Source organism: Cyanobacteria bacterium QS_8_64_29 (assembly GCA_003022125.1).
Lineage (GTDB): Bacteria > Cyanobacteriota > Cyanobacteriia > Cyanobacteriales > Rubidibacteraceae > QS-8-64-29.
In genome coordinates, this window is the sequence record PXQH01000046.1 from 1 (window position 1) to 4,244 (window position 4,244).

Below are 4,244 nucleotides of genomic sequence, written 5' to 3' on the forward strand. Positions count from 1 at the left end.
CGTATCGCTGTAGCGCTCGCTCACGGCGGAGCGCCGCAGCTTGAGGGTTTGGGTCATGAGACCGTTCTCAATTGAAAACGGCTCGCTCAGAAGCCGGAACGGGCCAATGCGTTCGTTGGGATTGTAACTGGCTCGCTCGCGAACGGCCTGGTTGAGTTCCTGCCGGATGCGATCACGTACGGGCTTGCTGTCGGGATCGCCGCCCTCGGGGAGGTGCAATGGCTGGTTCTGCTCGGCCGCCCAAGCCCGCAGGGCTTCCCAGTTGGGCACGATCAGCGCGCCCAGCGAGCGCCTATCTTGGCCCACCAGCATAATTTGGTCGATGTAGGGGCTGCGCAGGCAGGCCATCTCGATCGGTTGCGGCTCGATGTTCTCGCCGTTGGAGAGCACGATGGTGTCTTTAGCCCGGCCGGTGATGACCAGGTCGTTGCTGGGGGTTATCCAACCCAAGTCCCCGGTATCGAACCAGCCGTCAGCGTCGATGGCGCGCGCCGTTTCCTGCGGGCGCTTGTAGTAACCCGCCATAACCTGCGGGCCGCGCACGACCACCAGGCCTTTGCGCTCGGGCGGCAGCGGCTGGTGGGTTTCGGGATCGCGGATTTGCATCTGGGTTTGCGGTAGCGGCGGCCCCGAGGCACCGCGCAGGTTGTGGCGCGGGCGGCGCGCGTTGGTCACTGGGGCCGTCTCGGTCAGGCCGTAACCGACCAAAATAGGAATGCCCACGAGCTCGTAAAAATCGTCAATGTAGCGCGGTAGGGCCCCACCCCCGCTAATAGTCGCTTTGAGACAGCCGCCCACCCCGGCACGGATGGTGCGGTAGACGAGCCGGTCGGCCAACGCGTGCAGCGGGGCCAGTAGCGCGGCCAAGGTACTGGCCCCCAGCCGCTTGGCGCGCGAGGTATGGAGCGCCTCCAGCTGCAAGCCACGCGCCAGGCGGTGGGCAAGCACGTAGCGCCAGGAGACGGCCAGCAGCCATCGGGCGAGCCGCCGCCGGGGGGCAGGCTGCTCCCGCAGCTGGTCCTGGATGCCTTCGTAAACGTATTCCCACAGGCGGGGGACGCCCACCATGTAGTGCGGTTGCCGCTGCTTGAGATCGCGCTTGAACGTCCGCAAGCTGGTATAGATTTGGGTGCATCCCTGCGAGAGCAGGTAGTACTCAGCGCTGCGCTCGTAGGCATGCCAGCTGGGCAGGATGCTCAGGGCGCGATCGCCGCGCTGGGGCACGATGACATCCGCGATAGCGTTGACCTGGTGTAGCAAGTTCCGGTGCGAGAGCATCACCCCCTTGGGCTCGCCGGTAGTGCCGGAGGTATAGAGCAGCGTCGCCAGGCTGTCCGGTGTTATTGACACCGGCTCGAGCTCGCGCTCCGCGCCGGCCGCCAGCACCGCGTCGAAGCTCAAAACGGATTGAGCGAGCTCCCCCTCGGGTAGCTGCGACGACAGCAGCACCACCGGCGCTAGCGCCTCCAGTTCGGGGTGCAGATCGCGCAGCGTCTGGGCATCTTCGACGATCGCGCTGGCGCTGTCGCTATCGCGCAGGATGTAGCGCAGCTCCTCGCGTGGGGCTTGGGCCGAGCGCACGACGTTGGCAGCGCCTGCCATTAGGATGCCTTGATCGGCAATCAACCAGCGGGGGCTGTTTTCGGCAAACAGGGTAATCTTACTTTGGGGTTGCATGCCGTAAGCTTGCAAGCCGGCGGCAAACTGCCGGATCTGCCGGTACAGCGCCTGATAGCTAAGCGCCGTCTCGGGCTCGGTGCGCGGATCGCGCAGCGCGAGCGTGCTGCCAAAGCGCTCGGCCGCCCGCGGCCAAATCTCGCTCAGGGACTGGCAATCGGTGTAATCGATGGGGGTGGAAACATCGGTCATGGTAGGGCTAGCTCAGCTCGACTTTTGCCCTTTTGAATTTCAGGCAGTGTAGCAGCGTATCGATGATTGGCGGTGGTGGGTTTTGCCATGGCCGGGGGATGGCCGGGGATTTCAAAAACCCCCGATCACTGCTCTCGCCGGACAGCAGCCAGGGCGTCAACAAAGATAGGCTCAAGCTTGGCATATCCGGGCCCAGAGCGTTTTGGAGCTGGGTGCTTGCGATGCAACTCGGCAAACATTAACGCCACGACCCCGAAGAGATCGCAACTGCAAAAGGGCAAAAGTCGAGCTCAGTACTACAGTTGCGGATCGGAAACCGTCTATCCATCTTGGCAACGCACGACTGCTGGAGTTGAAGCATCTCAATGTGCAAGCAGATGTAACATCGCACTGCCGGTAGTTCCAGGTGCAAACCGCGACTGTAGTACTAGGGCGTGTTCTCAAAGTCGAAACCAGAGCAAGATACTGGCCACAACCCACATGGCGCGGTAGTTCTGAGCCCGCTTTTTGTAACGCGTTGCTAGGCGGCGACACTTCTGAGACTCACGATCCCCAATCGCTCAGACGCCGCATCCGGACACTGCAGAAGTAAACGGGGAGTTCCTCTCGTAGGACTCCAATCCACTGAACCAACAGCTGATAACGACATACGGTCAGTTCTTGCAATCCAGCAGGATATAGGGAATACGCCGCCGGGTCACGCGCTGGAGCCTCTGAGACGTTGAACGCCGCGGTACACGCCAAGCACGACCAGGCCGCAGAGGGTTCCGACGGCAGTGTTGCCGAAGAGGATGCCGATTACAGTCGCGCTGACAATTGCCATCGGCAAACCGTTCAGGCTATCCCGGACCGGCCAGGCAAGTGTAAGGCCGGCGAAGAAGAGCATCACCGCGAGGATGGCGCGCGGGTACGTTTGAAGCAACGGCACGAGCCCGGCGCCAAATAGCAACCCGGCGACGATTTTAATTGCGCCGAGCATGATGACGCTGCCGCCGGTCCGCGCACCGAAGCGGTGCTGCGCTGCGAGCCCGCCCGAACCGTGACACATCGGCATGCCACCAAATGGCACGGCGATGAGATTCATCAAGCCGACGCTGCTCGCCACGCGCCGCGGTGCTACGCTCCGGCCGGGATATAAGTCGGCGCTCAAGGCGCACACCGCCACAACGGAGTTGAGCAATGTCAGCGGCAACTGTGGCAGCGCGCCGCGCCACAACCCGGTTAGCCAGGCATCCGGACTCGGTAGCAGCAGCGTGAACGTCGGCGGCTGCAGTTGCAGATCCTGGAATACAGATGGGCGACCGACGCCTGCTAGCGCAAGCCCGGCGACGAAGGTAATCAGCATGACCGGCCACTGTCGCAACCGTGGCCAGCAGACCAAACCAACCGCGAGCGCCGCTACCAGCAGGCTGTCCGCGCCCCACATCGGTAGCGGCTCATCCCATTGCCATTCGATCGGGTTTACGCCGCTTACCCACGCGATCGCTTTGAGTGCCAGCTTCAAGCCGATCCCCACCTGGATGCCGCGCACGACGGACCGGGGAATGTAGCGCACTATCGTATCCACTAGGCCGGTGATGGACAGCGCCAACACCAGCACGCCCATGATGATTCCGGCCGCGGCGATCTCGCTGGGGAACAATCCTTCGGCAATCCCGGTGGCAGCGATCGCCTTCATGGGCTGTACAGGTATCGGCTGGCGGAACAGCCAACCGCTAGCGATGTGCATTATGCCGGCGAAGATAAAGATCGGTCCGAGATCCATTCGGCACACGACGGCTAGCGCCGTCGCGAGCGGCAGGAACGTCCCGAGATCGCCGAGCGAACCGGCAAGCTCGCTTGAGTTAAAGCGTAATACGGTCCTGTTGCCGGCGGCTTTCGCCGGCGCATCGTGGTCAATAGAGCGTCTGGTCATCGCGTGAGCCCCTTATTCGAGGGACGAGTCGATTGATGGTGTGGTACTCGGGCGCGTACTGGAATTCTCGGCGTCGTCGCTCAGAATGCCGCTCGTCTAGGCACTACGAGCAACTCTTGCCGGCTGACGGCATGGACAAGCTGCTGGTCCTGAACCGCATGCCACCAGCAAGATGCGCCCATGTTCCTACCGTTGATGCGCACGGTGCAGCTCAACGGGCACAGTCCCGGCCGGCCCAAGTCCCAGCCCCACCGGCTCATCGCCGACAAAGCCTACAGCAGCCGGTCCATTCGGCGCTACGCTCACCGACGCAACTTTGAGAACACGCCCTAATACTACAGTCGCGGTTTGGAGTCGGGGCGGTCTAGCTCGGTAGTGACAGCGTCGCGCGACGGCTTGGTGATGGCGACGCCAATGAGACCAAAGCAGCGCCTGCTCGGCACTTTGCAACTTGGGCAGC

2 protein-coding genes are annotated in these 4,244 nt (G+C 62.8%); both read right to left on the reverse strand.

All coding sequences use genetic code 11. The annotated features are described in order from the left end of the window. Window positions 1-1,869: long-chain fatty acid--CoA ligase (locus BRC58_07705; GenBank protein PSP16962.1), on the reverse strand; the 1,869-nt coding region annotated here is incomplete at its 3' end. Window positions 1,870-2,566: 697 nt separating this feature from the next. After that, complete coding sequence (locus tag BRC58_07710; GenBank protein ID PSP16963.1) at window positions 2,567-3,784, reverse strand: sulfate transporter; 1,218 nt, start codon at window positions 3,782-3,784, stop codon at window positions 2,567-2,569. Between the last annotated feature and the right edge of the window lie 460 nt (window positions 3,785-4,244).